The organism is Pseudoselenomonas ruminantium (assembly GCF_900104055.1).
GTDB lineage: Bacteria > Bacillota > Negativicutes > Selenomonadales > Selenomonadaceae > Selenomonas_A > Selenomonas_A ruminantium_C.
This window is the reverse complement of the sequence record NZ_FNJQ01000007.1, coordinates 21,105-33,145: the sequence shown is the minus strand read 5'-3', so window position 1 is coordinate 33,145 and position 12,041 is coordinate 21,105. Positions and strand designations below refer to the sequence as shown.

Sequence of the window (12,041 nt, the reverse complement as noted above, 5' to 3'; positions counted from 1 at the left end):
TTACGCATTTACTTCAAATCGCAAAAGTTTTTTATTATATGAAGTCCTACATCTCCAGATTTCTCCGGATGAAACTGCGTAGCAATGATATTATCTTTTTGTACCGCAGCCGTAACTTCTCCGCCGTAATTTGTTAAAGCCGTGACAACAGCTTTATCTTCCGGAACCGCATGATAACTATGCACGAAATACACATATTCCTTATCCTGCTCCAGCCCCGCGAACAAATCCTTTTCCTGCCGCGGTTCAGTTAGATGCAGCCGGTTCCATCCCATATGCGGCACTTTCAGCCCCTCAGCCTGAATCCGTTTTACCTGGCCGGGAATGAACCCCAAGCCTTTCGCTTCCGGCGATTCCTCGCTGCCATCAAAAAGGATCTGCAAGCCTACGCAAATTCCCAGAAGCGGCTTGCTGGTAGCAACTTCCTCTTTGAGCAGCGGAATCAGCCCGCTGCCTTCAAGATTTTTCATGCAGTCACCAAAAGCACCTACGCCAGGCAAAACGAGCTTTTCGGCTGCTTTTATCTCATCCGGATTATTGGTAATCTTTGCCTCTGCGCCTAGCGCGGCAAAGGCCTTTTCCACACTGAATAAATTGCCTACGCCATAGTCAATTATCGCAATCATCAGCCGCCCTCCTTAGAGCATCCCTTTCGTCGATGGAACTCCCGTGACCTTTGGATCATGGCTTACGGCAATCCGCAGCGCATGTCCCAAAGCCTTGAAAATCGCTTCAATCTTATGATGGGTATTATTACCATAGAGCACTTTTACATGGAGGGTGAGTCCTGCATGCACCGCAAAAGCCCGCAGGAATTCCTCCACCAGTTCCGTATCAAAACCGCCCACCATCGGCGCCATTTCCCCGCCATCATAGACGAGGAACGGCCGCCCGCTGATATCCAGGGATACGAACGCCAATGCCTCATCCATCGGCAGATAGAAGGTACCATAACGGCAGATTCCCTTTTTATCGCCAATTGCTTCTTTAAAAGCATCGCCTAAGGCAATGCCGATATCCTCCACGCTATGATGGCCATCGACTTCCAAGTCGCCATCACAGCGCAGTTCCAGATCCATCAATCCATGGACTGTCATCAGATTCAGCATATGATCAAAAAAGCCAATGCCGGAATCCAGCAGGCTTTTCCCCGTACCATCCAGATTCAAATTTAGGGCAATCTTCGTTTCAGCAGTTTCTCTTTTTACCGCAGTTTCTCTACTCATGCCCGTCCCTCCACAAAGGCTTTCATCTCATTGTACCAGGCATCGTTTTCTTCCCGCAGCCCCATAGAAATGCGCAGGCAGTTTTCCAACCGTGGCGCCCTGCCGAAACTGCGCAGGCCAATACCTTTTTCTTCGAGATACTTGTTTAAATCCTCAGCTTTGGCATATTTTATGAGGATAAAATTCGTTTCCGAAGGATAAACCGTTACGCCGGGAAGTTTATCCAAAAGCGTCAGCATGCGTTTGCGTTCCGCAATCATCATCTGAATGCGCGGTACATATTCATGACGCATCTGATAGACGATATCGGCCGTAACCAGCGACAGGACATTCATATGATAGGGCATATAGGACTTGCCAATCATCGTCACGATTTCCTTAGAGGCCAGCATATAACCGACACGGGCCGAAGCTAATCCATAGGCTTTGGAGAAGGTCCTGGCCACGATCAGATTCGGATATTTGGCCAGCAGCCCCACTGCGGTCTGGCCGTAGAATTCCATATAGGCTTCATCGATCAATAAGGCACAATTGCTGTGAATATTGGCCGCAATATATTCCATATCAGCCAGGCTGTAACCATTGCCTGTCGGATTGTTGGGATTGCAGATAACGGCGAGTCCTGCCTTTTCCTCATTGACGACCTGAACGAATCTTTCCTTGTCCAGCGTGTAATCTTCGTTCAGATCCACGGGGATTCCCTGCGCCTGCGCCGCCTTGGCGTAGATGCCATACATGGAAAAAGAAGGTACGGGATAGACGATTTTCTTTGCCTTGGTACCGCCAAAGCAGTAAAAGAGTTTTTCAATGATTTCACTGGAACCATTGCCCAACAGGACATTTTCTTTCTGCAGATTATGATTGTCGGCAATCTGTTCGCAAAGATAATCATATTCCTCGTTTGGATAGCGGTTAAAGGCCACACGGGATAATCTGCCCATCACCCGGTCTTCGACCATCGGTGGCAGGTTCATATTGCATTCATTGGCGTTGACTTTTATCTTCCAATCCCGTTCCACCACATCATAGGACGGCATATCTTTAAGTCCGGTACGGTATTTCAACATAATTCACATCTTCCCCTTTCTCAAGCGAATTGCATTGGCATGAGCCTGCAGTCCTTCCGTTTCGGCCAGACGGATGATATCCTCACTGACCGCTTCCAAAGCGGGCTGGGTATAGGAAATCAGGCTCGTGCGTTTCATAAAGGTTTCCACATTCAATACGCTGTAGTAGCGGGCCGTGCCGCCCGTGGGCAGTACATGGTTCGGCCCGGCAAAGTAATCGCCCAGCGGCTCCGGCGAATAAGCGCCCAGGAACACGGCTCCGGCATGACGCACATAGGGCAACAGCTGGAACGGTTCGCGCGTCAGAAGTTCCAGATGCTCCGGCGCCGAAGTATTGGCAAAGCGCAGGGCCTGCTGCATATTGTCCGCAATGACAATCAGGCCATTGCGCTCGATGGAAGCCCGGGCGATTTCCTGCCGGGGCAGTTTCTGCAGCTGGTTTTCTGCTTCGATTGCCACCTGACGGGCCAATTTCTCACTGTCAGTGATCACGATGCTCGAAGCCAGGGGATCGTGTTCAGCCTGGCTCAGCATATCCGCTGCCGTATAGACCGGATCTGCACTCTCATCTGCCACGATCAAGATTTCACTGGGACCGGCCAGCATATCGATATCCACATGACCATAGACTTCCTTCTTGGCCAAGGTCACAAAGATATTGCCAGGACCTGTGATCTTATCGACACGGGGAATGGTCTCCGTGCCAAAGGCCAGGGCAGCGATGGCCTGCGCGCCGCCAATCTTGTAGATTTTCCTGACTCCGGCCAGGCGGGCGGCGATCAGCACATAGGGATTGATGGCGCCATTCTTGGGCGGCACCATCATGACGATTTCCCCTACACCAGCTACCACAGCCGGCATAGCGTTCATGATAACCGAAGACGGATAGGCCGCCGTGCCGCCGGGCACATAGATGCCGACTCGATCCAGCGGAATCAGGGACTGACCGAGCAAGGAGCCATGCTCACGGTAAGTCATCCAGGAATTCGGCTTCTGCTCCTCATGATAGCGGCGCACATTCTCTGCCGCTTTTTTCAAGGAAGCAACGACTTCCGGATCTGCCTGTTTTTCCGCCGCTGCAAATTCTTCCTCGGTTACCAGCAAATCCTTAATATCGCAATCAACCTTGTCAATCAGTTTCGTATAGCGCAGGACAGCCTTATCACCTTCGAAGCGCACATCGCGGACAATCTGGGCCACGAGCTCTGCCGCCGTCATATCCTTGCCAAAGGTTGCCTTATTGGCTTCCCGAATCTTGGGGCTCAATTCCACCTCATCAAAAGCCGGTTTCTGCAACATTTTATTGATGGCTGCCTCGCCTAATTCGCTTGCTTTGACTATCTTCATTTTGCTGCCTCCGCTTCTAAGATTTTCCGCAATTCTTCCACCAACGTATGGATCCGATCAAATTTCAATTTGAAGCTCACCCGGTTGGCAATCAGCCTGGCCGTAGCTTCCTGGATGGAGACGATTTCCTCCAGATCATTTTCTTTCAACGTGGTGCCGGTTTCCACAATATCCACAATGCTCTCGGAAAGTCCCACGATAGGCCCCAATTCGATGGAACCATTGAGCTTGATATATTCCATCTGCATCCCCTGCTGACGGAAGAATTTCTCAGCAATATGCGGGAATTTCGTGGCTACGCGCGTATGGTTGTAATCCATGAGCTTGGCTCGTTTCTCAGCCTTGGGCACGGCCATCATCAGATGACATCTGCCAAAGCCCATATCCAAAAGTTCATAGACATCTTTTTCCGCTTCGAGCAGCACATCCTTGCCGATGATGCCAATATCTGCCGCCCCATATTCCACATAGGTCGGTACATCGGCAGTCTTGGACACGATGAATTTTATCTTCTTCTCCTCATTGGTGATGATGAGTTTCCGGGATTTATCCGACAGGCCTTCCGCGGTATAGCCGATTTTTGCCAGCAGATCCGCCGACAGGCCAAAGAGCTTGCCCTTGGGCAGGGCAATGGTAAGATACTCCATTTCAGACTTCATACACGAGCCTCCAATTCTATCGCTGGATTGACCAGTCAATCTGACCGGTCAAAAGTCAATTGTCAAATATCAGTTCAATTCATCCGCCGCCCGCAATAGCACGAGTTCGAGCGGTTCATTTCCTGCAGCCGGGACATGATGATAGCGGATAATGGCCGCCTCTTCGGTCATGCCGATTGTTTCGAGTTTGAATGCGCCGATTTCCGGGTGATGGTAATAGACATACATGATATGCTCCAACCAGCCATGCTGTTGTTCGGCCAGCTGCCGCGCTTTCTGCGGGAAAAAATGTTTGACCAATACAGCCAACACCTTGCCCATAACATCCATATCTCCCTGCACACGCCCCACATCATGGAGCAGCGCTGCCCTTAGCAGCAGTGCGCTATCTACGCTAGGATGCTCTGAGGATAAATGCATGGCCGTTTTGGCTACATTCAGGGAATGATACTGGTCAGCCGGATGCATCGCATAAAACAGCTGTTGTGCATCCGCGGGCAAGCTTTCCTCCACCCATTGTCTATCCGCAGGTGTTATCCTTGCTGTCATCGCCCGGTAAAATTGCCGGATTCGCTGGATCATGCCAGATACTCTAAAGCCGCATAATTTTTAAGCTGCTGGCTTTCTTTCGCCATTGCTTCGGATTGACTGCTGACGGCCAGTTCCACAGATTTACCCTGTTCCCGCAGAGCCGCTGCCCTTTCAATGGCGGCCACTTCCTTGCCAGGAGCATAACCCACATAGACATCGCGAGGCAGGCTGTGCATTGGCAGTTTCTGCCGCTCGATGGCCAGCAGGATTCGTTCGATGCCCAATGCAAAGCCTGTAGCCGGGCAGGCCGTGCCAAAATCTGCCAGCAGATGGTCATAACGGCCGCCACCGCAGAGCGGATATCCCAGCCCCGGCGCGTAAACTTCAAAAACCATGCCCGTATAATAACTGAAGTCCCGGATAATCCCCAGGTCAAACCGTACGTATTTTTCCACTTTATAGGCTTTGAGCAGACGATAGATTTCAGCCAGGTTATCCAGCGCCCGGCGGCTCTGTTCATTGAGGGCCAGATCATAGGCATTCTTCAACAGTTCCTCGCCGCCATTGAGCAGGGGCAGATTCTTCAATACCTGTTTGGCATTTTCCGGCAGGCTCAGTTCATCCACCAGTTGATTGAGTTCTACGAGATTGCGCCGTTCCATGGCCTCTTTGAGTTCAGCCTGCTCTTGTTCACTCAGACGGTATTGATTGAGGATGCCATTCAAGAATTCTACCTGCCCAAGGCAGACGGTAAATTCCGTCAAACCGGACCGCAAGAGTCCTGTTACAGCCAGGGCCACGACTTCCGCATCGGTTGCGGGACTGCCCGGGCCCATCAGTTCGACGCCGGCCTGATAGAATTCGCACTGCCGGCCGGCCTGTGTCTGCTCATAACGGAACACGCTGCTGATATAGGAAAGCTTGAGCGGCAGGGGGCTGTCCTGCAAGCGGGTGCTCACGAGTCTGGCGATGGGAGTCGTCATTTCATGGCGCAGGGCTACGGTCTTATTTTCCCTATCAAAGAGCTTGAAAAGATGATTGCCGATACTTTTACTGCCGCCCAGGCTCAAGGTATCCAGATATTCGATGGACGGCGTCACGACCTCTTCATACCCCCATTGGGAAAAGAGCTTAGCCAACCGCGTTTCCACCACTCGTTTCCCCGCCGCTTCAGCCGGCAGGAAATCCCGGGTGCCATAAGGAATCTTCAATAAACTTCTGTCTTTTTCCATGAACACTACTCCCCTCGCAATAACTCACTCTGCCTTATCAGCAGGTATCCTGTCCAGAACAATCTTATAGCCATCTGCACCATAGTTCAGGCAGCGCTTCACCCTGCTGATAGTTGCCGTACTGGCACCGGTACGGGCCACGATATCATCATAGATATGTCCCCCTTTCAGCATCCGGGCCACTGCCAGACGCTGAGACAATGCCTTCAGTTCGCTGATCGTGCAGATATCTTCAAAGAACTGATAGCATTCCTCCATGTTTTCCAAAGATAATATCGCTTGGAACAACATATCGTTCTGCGCATCACGCAGTTTGGGATTAACCAATTCCCTCTCCTCCTTCATGCGTTTGCTTTTTATCTTTAATCCTTTAGTTTGTGAAATTATGTCACTCATTATAGCATAACCGTAAATAAAAGAAAAGCCCTGGAAAGATTTTTTCGCTTTCCAAAGCTTTTTGTTTCGTTATGTAAACCCATCAAAAACACATGCTCTTTACATACAGATTGTCGAAATCATCCTGTATTTCAGACAGAAGATAAAACGCTTATTCCGGCTCAGGGAAATATGCTGTATCCAAGGCTGTTTTTTGTTTCAGCTCATAGGGATTACATAGCGCACCAGCATGCGCACCCCCTGAAATTGCGCCCAGGATCTGTGTGAGCGGCATACATACCCCGACACCCGCCATGGCATCCGGTCCCAGCAGATTGCCCACGATGATGCTGTCCAGGATCGTGCCCACCTGCAGGGCCATGGTCGCCAGCACCGTAGGCCAGAAAAATTCCCGGAACTTCTGCGTTACCAACGCACTGGATTTCGCTAATACAGGATACAAGAAAAATCCCCCCTTGCCATGCCCTCAGCGTACTGTTGATATCTGACCGGATAATGCTTCAATGGCCGCAATATCCGCCTGGGTATAGGCCAGCCATTTGATGTCAAAGCCAGCTTCCACGCACAGGGCATGGAGTCTTGCCGCAGCGGCAATAAGCTTAGAATGGCGATTGCCTCCCGGCAAATAGGCTTTGGCATACATATAGCGCATATCTCTGGACAAGGTGATCTGACGGACCCCCAATTCCTTAGCAAATCCCACAAATCCCTGATAGTCCTCTTCTTTATCATTCATGTCCAGACAGACAATGTATTTCAATTCCAGCAGGGAGCTGCCGCCCGCACTGTCAGCATTGTATCGCCTCAAATTGGCCTTGACCTGCGCAAAATTATCAAAGCCTTTGACCTTTTTCCAGGTTTCTGCCGTACCTGCATCCAGCGAGATATTGATCCTGGCACGGGGATTCTGCCGGATAAACTCAGCGAGGTCTTCATCATACAAAAAGCCATTGGTGCAGAAAACAGCATACTGGCCGGCCAGCAATTCCAAGAACTGCGTCTTGTAAGGGTGAATGGTGATCTCCCCTGACGCAAACACCCATCGTGCCTCAGGACTGATCAGCCCCTTCCTCCTGCCGTATGCCAAAGTCTCCAGCAAGCGCTCGTAGCCGGCATGCACCTCTGCGGTATCCCGCCATACATACCAATCATGCCGTAAATCACAATAAAAGCAATTACCCTGGCAGGGTGCAGGCGAGACCGTGATATTGACGAGGGAAATATCGGCACGGCAATGCCAGGGGCGGTCATCCCGCTGGACAAACTGCTCACAGACATGGCAGTAAAATCCTTTCTTATCTTCGCTGCCCTCTTGTTCCACCGAGTTCCGTATCACCTGCTCCCGGAGCGCAAAAAAATTCCGGAAGGTCTCTGCCGGAGTTTGGCCATACTTCACTTTAGGCGGATGCATGATGCCGCCGCAGCACATTTGGATATAATTTCCAGCACCGTTTTCGCGATCCATCCTCCCCATGAAGATCATATAGGCATTTGCCTGTGGATCGCAGAATTTTCGGCAGACTGCGTTTTTTTCCTGCGCGTCCCCAACATCCCTGAATTCCTGTATCATTTATCCTGACTCCTTGTTTCCCGATAACGTGCCAAAGCGTAACCATCCAGATCGCTTTTCAGGGACAGGCAGCTTCTCTCCCCTGCAACGCGTTTGCGCGGGCAGCCGCCCAGACAGAGCGGGAAAGCCTTGCAGGCCATGCACTCCGCATCCTGCTCCGGAAATATTGTCTCAAAAAAGCGATCCATATTCTCAATGCCTTCTGCCGGCTCCTTGAAGGGACGGAAGCTCCTCACATTCCCCATGACGAACTCCTGCCGGCCTACGAGCTCCAAACATTTATACAGATCCCCCAGCTCGTCTATGGCATAGGCATGCGGATATTGGGCCATGCAGTAAAGCCCGCGAAAATGTGCCGGTGTTTTGATGTTCAGTACAGCATTGGAACTGGCCAGACGGCCATATTCGTCCAGAGACAGGGCCGCATCCCGGATGTGCTGGGGATTTTCTATGCTGCTATCCATCTTGGCAGGATAGGCCGTGATGTCCACGCCGGTTTCCCGGGCGGCAGCCTCGATCTTGGCAGCCAGCGCTCCAAAATACGGAGCGTTCTCCCGATTCATGTTGTAGCGGATGATGACATGGGGAGCTTTATCTTCCGCATAAGGACGCAGTTTTTTTATATTCTCCATGATGCGGGCAAAGCTGGAGCCGCCCCCTGCCTCACGGCGCAGATGATCGTTCGTCTCAGGCGTGGCCCCATCCAGTGTCATCTGTATGGTGGTCACTTTCGCCCGTTCCAACAGCGCCAGGTTCTCCTCTGTGAGGAACCAGCCATTGGTGAAAATACCGGCTGCATAGCTTGCCCCTAGCTTTTGGCAGATTCCCATAAGCCGGACCGAAAGATTTTCGATGATATCCGGGCAAAGCAGCGGCTCACCACCGAACCAGGTAACCGTCAAACGATGCAAGGCAAATTTTTCCATATTTTCCTGCGCAAAAGCCACGATGGCATCCTGCACCTCCGGGGTCATACGCCCGCCCCTGGCCTGTTCAAAACAGTAGGGACAGCGGAAATTGCAGGCCAGCGTCGGACAGATGGTCAACCCCAGCGCCCGGCCAGTGCCACCAGCAGAAAATATCTGCGTGCGCATATGCCGCAACTCATCATAATCGACCAGGAAACCTCCCTGCCGGAGTTTTTGGATGGCCTTAGCTGAGACCGGCAGGTCCTCAGCCTGCTCAAAAACAATCTTTTGCACGGGGGACAGGCGCGCAACTGCACCCGTACGGAAATTCACCAGGGCAAAGGCCTCCTCGTCGGGAATTCTTACTAAGTGATTGTAGCGTGAATATTTCAGCATGAAGCAGCCTCCTTATGTTTTTCCCTCAAAAAATCCCAGCGCCAATAGCGTGGCAAAGATTTCTTTCCTGCTGTTGGTCGTGCACAGTCTCTCCTGCTGGGATGCACTCAAACGAGACAAAGGCTCGGCATAAGAAAGGGTCAGTTCTTCATTTCCCCGCTTTGCCCATTCATCTGCTGCTACGCGGGCGGCTGTATAATCCCAAATCTCCCGGATATTGCCACAATGATGCCGGAAAGGATTTCCCTCTGCCTTCTTGGCCTTCATGGCACAACCGCCGCCACAGAAGAAGATATAAGGACAGCTTTGGCAGGGTTTTAGAATATCCCCGGTACGAGCATCCCACTTGGCCTTGCGGAAATTATACAGGAAGCGCCCCTCTGCCTCATCCACATAACCAATGCCTTCCCTGGCATCGTCGAGAAGATAGGCACAGGGGAAGATCTCACCATAGGGATCGATGATGGCCTTGCCTTTCACGGCATTGCAATGGCCGGCCGTAAGATAGGGCAGCTGCTTTTTCGTCATCGCCCGGCGCAAGCCCACCGCCGCATTCACATACAGGCTCTCGTGTTCCAATGCCTGCAACTCATCTTTTACCGGATCCGCTGCGATGATGGCCTGCAAGACTTCGCCTTCACTCATATGCGTGGGTAAGGTATCCGCTTCTTCCACCGCCTTGAAACTGTATTCAAACGTTCCCCAGCCCTTCGCATCTTTTCCCGGCTCCATGAGCCCCCGTGCGGCCAAGTCTTCCGGCAGTTTCTTGATCTCACCGACATTTTCCCGATTGATGTTTATGCGCAATGTAACATCTACGCCTTTTGACAGGGCTAGTGCGATATTATCCATGATGCGTGCATAGGTAGGAAGGCCATCTTTATGGCGGCGATGCCGGTCATGTGCGGCCCCTGTCCCATCTACGGCTATTTTCAAATTCCGGAAGGGATATTGTTCCAGCAGTTCCCGAAAACAATCTATCTCATAGCCATTGGTAATCGCATTCAGCGGAATCCCGAGTGCTCCCGCCCGCTGGCAGATTTTCTGCACGGCGGCGAAATTCTCTTTGAGGAAGGGCTCGCCGCCAAAGAGGGTGCAGCTTTCGATATGACGGCCCCGTTTCCGCTCATGTTCCACGGCCTGAAAAATGGCCTCGACCATCTCAGGCGCCATGGTCTTAGACAGCCATTCCGGACCATGCCGCAGGCGTTTCCTTTCAAAACAATAGGGACAGCGAAAATTGCAGTCATAGGTTGGCATGACAAAGAGAACGATGCGCGGATCGGTTACCAGCTTGGCGCTAAGGCGGGCAATCAGCAAGGCGTCGTCGCGCTCCGCTGCCGCGTCCTTATTGGTTATATGTCCGCGCCGCAGAAGCCGTTCCTGCAAGGCTGGCGCTAACGCTGCGATATCGCCGGCGGCGATCTTGCTTGCTGCCTCCTTCGGTATTACATCAAAGGCACCATAAATTCCATTGGCCAGCAGCGCATGTTCCTGACTCTCGCTGCCATTCCGGTCAATCAAAGGTAAAATGATTTCATAGGTACTTACGCGCAAATCATGCCGCCTCCCCTGCCAATTCATAGATAATAGGACTGCGCCAAAAGATATCCCTTGGCCAAATAGGCGTTCCCCTTTTTGAAACGCACCTTGATGCCATCCAATTTCACCACATCTCCTGCCAACCTTCGTTTGCCTTCGCTGTGCACGATGTGCTGCACACCATAGCAGGCACGATCCATCTGCCGCCAACGGGAATCCGCCAGCCCGATGTGTTCCAGATAACGCAGCTTTTCTCCGGCAGCCCCTCGTTCCAAAAATCCGGCAGCCTTGCGCGGGTCTACATCGTTGCTGTCAAAACTAAGCGCTACCCCCAGATTATCCCCCAGCGTTCCATCGGGATAAAGGTCAAACTGCAGATCGTATATCCAGCCTCCTGCGGCCAAAAAGCGTAAAAGCTCCCGGCCTTCCGGGGAAAATTCCCGGCCCATATAGGTTTCGATATCCAGCAGAAGCGCTTCTCGTTTTTCCGCATAATACAGGCAGTCTGCTTTCTTGATGGAAAATCCTAAGCGGGTGGGTGCGCCAGGGCGCCCTGCCATATAACCCGCGTAATGCGGCTGCCATCTAAAAGGCGCTTCAGCAAAAGCATTCATTACCTTGGGAATGAACGCCTCCCCGCCCAGAGTTTTCAGCAGGATCGGCACATAAGCTTCCGTCGGCCGGCCTAAAGGTGGCAGCAGATAGAGCCCGGGCATGGTGTCTTCTGACGCTCCGGCAGAAAGGTCAAAGGAATAGCCATAGACATAATCTGCAAAAGACGGTTCCCGGGCAAATGCATCAAAGAAATTTTGGATAAGCGGATTTACCTCTCCCACAAAATTCACCGGAGCACACAGGTTGCGGCATTCATATCCTGCCAGCAAATCCATGCGCGGCTGCCCGGTAAAGGGAAATTCAAACTCAAATATGCCCTTGCCTGCATTGGCAACCGCATATTTATCCAACACTTTGACGGCCTTTTCATAAGTCTCCTTGCCAAACAGCATCTCCTCGCGTCCCTCAGCGGCCACCCTTGCATAAAGACGTTCAAAAGCTTCTCTGGCATCCATCCTGTCCATAATCCTGCCCTCCTGATGGATAAAGAAAATGGTAAATCCCTTTGGGATAGCCAAAAGGATTTACCATTCTCAAAAGATCATGCCTGCC

The 12,041-nt window shown here is 51.7% G+C and carries 13 protein-coding genes; all 13 read right to left on the bottom strand.

What is annotated here, in order from left to right:
* Positions 1-8: 8 nt before the first annotated feature.
* The gene (gene hisH, locus BLQ59_RS04600; protein WP_074571754.1) at positions 9-626 is read right to left on the bottom strand and encodes an imidazole glycerol phosphate synthase subunit HisH; all 618 of its coding nucleotides are present in this window, start codon (positions 624-626) and stop codon (positions 9-11) included.
* Positions 627-638: 12 nt separating this feature from the next.
* Positions 639-1,226, bottom strand: coding sequence for an imidazoleglycerol-phosphate dehydratase HisB (gene hisB / locus BLQ59_RS04595; protein WP_074571753.1), 588 nt, complete (start codon positions 1,224-1,226; stop codon positions 639-641).
* Positions 1,223-2,293 carry a histidinol-phosphate transaminase gene (hisC, locus tag BLQ59_RS04590; RefSeq protein ID WP_074571752.1) on the bottom strand — a complete coding sequence of 357 codons (1,071 nt, stop codon included), beginning with the start codon at positions 2,291-2,293 and terminating at the stop codon, positions 1,223-1,225. Before hisC ends, hisB begins: the two co-directional genes overlap by 4 nt.
* Positions 2,294-2,296: 3 nt before the next feature.
* Positions 2,297-3,640, bottom strand: coding sequence for a histidinol dehydrogenase (hisD, locus tag BLQ59_RS04585; RefSeq protein WP_074571751.1), 1,344 nt, complete (start codon positions 3,638-3,640; stop codon positions 2,297-2,299).
* The gene (gene hisG, locus BLQ59_RS04580; protein ID WP_074571750.1) at positions 3,637-4,299 is read right to left on the bottom strand and encodes an ATP phosphoribosyltransferase; all 663 of its coding nucleotides are present in this window, start codon (positions 4,297-4,299) and stop codon (positions 3,637-3,639) included. Before hisG ends, hisD begins: the two co-directional genes overlap by 4 nt.
* A gap of 69 nt (positions 4,300-4,368) precedes the next feature.
* On the bottom strand, positions 4,369-4,881 hold the full coding sequence (locus BLQ59_RS04575; protein WP_074571749.1) for an HD domain-containing protein: 513 nt from the start codon (positions 4,879-4,881) through the stop codon (positions 4,369-4,371).
* Positions 4,878-6,062 carry an ATP phosphoribosyltransferase regulatory subunit gene (gene hisZ, locus BLQ59_RS04570; RefSeq protein WP_074571748.1) on the bottom strand — a complete coding sequence of 395 codons (1,185 nt, stop codon included), beginning with the start codon at positions 6,060-6,062 and terminating at the stop codon, positions 4,878-4,880. Before hisZ ends, BLQ59_RS04575 begins: the two co-directional genes overlap by 4 nt.
* 24 nt (positions 6,063-6,086) lie before the next feature.
* Entirely contained in the window at positions 6,087-6,389 is a 303-nt protein-coding gene (locus BLQ59_RS04565; protein ID WP_074571747.1) for a YerC/YecD family TrpR-related protein, read from the bottom strand.
* 220 nt (positions 6,390-6,609) lie between these two features.
* Positions 6,610-6,900: an MATE family efflux transporter gene (locus BLQ59_RS04560; RefSeq protein ID WP_074571746.1), complete on the bottom strand. Its 291-nt coding sequence runs from the start codon at positions 6,898-6,900 to the stop codon at positions 6,610-6,612.
* Between the two features lie 24 nt (positions 6,901-6,924).
* Positions 6,925-8,028, bottom strand: a complete 1,104-nt coding sequence (locus BLQ59_RS04555) for a radical SAM family protein (protein WP_074571745.1) — start codon at positions 8,026-8,028, stop codon at positions 6,925-6,927.
* Positions 8,025-9,332, bottom strand: coding sequence for a radical SAM/SPASM domain-containing protein (locus tag BLQ59_RS04550; protein ID WP_074571744.1), 1,308 nt, complete (start codon positions 9,330-9,332; stop codon positions 8,025-8,027). Before BLQ59_RS04550 ends, BLQ59_RS04555 begins: the two co-directional genes overlap by 4 nt.
* 12 nt (positions 9,333-9,344) lie before the next feature.
* Positions 9,345-10,889 carry a radical SAM/SPASM domain-containing protein gene (locus tag BLQ59_RS04545; RefSeq protein WP_074571743.1) on the bottom strand — a complete coding sequence of 515 codons (1,545 nt, stop codon included), beginning with the start codon at positions 10,887-10,889 and terminating at the stop codon, positions 9,345-9,347.
* A gap of 23 nt (positions 10,890-10,912) precedes the next feature.
* Positions 10,913-11,953: a hypothetical protein gene (locus BLQ59_RS04540; RefSeq protein WP_074571742.1), complete on the bottom strand. Its 1,041-nt coding sequence runs from the start codon at positions 11,951-11,953 to the stop codon at positions 10,913-10,915.
* Positions 11,954-12,041 lie beyond the last annotated feature (88 nt).

What these genes read in the sequence shown, in the direction of transcription:
- hisZ (WP_074571748.1), bottom strand. Translation starts at nt 6,062, where the DNA reads ATGGAAAAAGACAGAAGTTTATTGAAGATTCCTTATGGCACCCGGGAT.
- hisD (WP_074571751.1), bottom strand. Translation starts at nt 3,640, where the DNA reads ATGAAGATAGTCAAAGCAAGCGAATTAGGCGAGGCAGCCATCAATAAA.
- hisC (WP_074571752.1), bottom strand. Translation starts at nt 2,293, where the DNA reads ATGTTGAAATACCGTACCGGACTTAAAGATATGCCGTCCTATGATGTG.
- hisB (WP_074571753.1), bottom strand. Translation starts at nt 1,226, where the DNA reads ATGAGTAGAGAAACTGCGGTAAAAAGAGAAACTGCTGAAACGAAGATT.
- BLQ59_RS04550 (WP_074571744.1), bottom strand. Translation starts at nt 9,332, where the DNA reads ATGCTGAAATATTCACGCTACAATCACTTAGTAAGAATTCCCGACGAG.
- hisH (WP_074571754.1), bottom strand. Translation starts at nt 626, where the DNA reads ATGATTGCGATAATTGACTATGGCGTAGGCAATTTATTCAGTGTGGAA.
- BLQ59_RS04555 (WP_074571745.1), bottom strand. Translation starts at nt 8,028, where the DNA reads ATGATACAGGAATTCAGGGATGTTGGGGACGCGCAGGAAAAAAACGCA.
- hisG (WP_074571750.1), bottom strand. Translation starts at nt 4,299, where the DNA reads ATGAAGTCTGAAATGGAGTATCTTACCATTGCCCTGCCCAAGGGCAAG.
- BLQ59_RS04540 (WP_074571742.1), bottom strand. Translation starts at nt 11,953, where the DNA reads ATGGACAGGATGGATGCCAGAGAAGCTTTTGAACGTCTTTATGCAAGG.
- BLQ59_RS04575 (WP_074571749.1), bottom strand. Translation starts at nt 4,881, where the DNA reads ATGATCCAGCGAATCCGGCAATTTTACCGGGCGATGACAGCAAGGATA.